This window comes from Bacillus sp. mrc49, assembly GCF_002803435.1.
The window spans coordinates 1-300 of sequence record NZ_PHNG01000448.1; the positions used below are offsets into that span (position 1 = coordinate 1).

Consider the following 300-nt stretch of genomic DNA (forward strand, 5'->3'; position numbering starts at 1 on the left):
GAGTCCACATCGACGGGGAGGTTTGGCACCTCGATGTCGGCTCATCGCATCCTGGGGCTGTAGTCGGTCCCAAGGGTTGGGCTGTTCGCCCATTAAAGCGGTACGCGAGCTGGGTTCAGAACGTCGGGAGACAGTTCGGTCCCTATCCGTCGCGGGCGCAGGAAATTTGAGAGGAGCTGTCCTTAGTACGAGAGGACCGGGATGGACGCACCGCTGGTGTACCAGTTGTCTTGCCAAAGGCATAGCTGGGTAGCTACGTGCGGACGGGATAAGTGCTGAAAGCATCTAAGCATGAAGCCC

At 58.7% G+C, this 300-nt stretch carries 1 rRNA gene; it reads left to right on the forward strand.

From position 1 onward, the window contains the following. Positions 1-300 (forward strand): 23S ribosomal RNA (locus CVN76_RS02715); the annotation flags it as partial.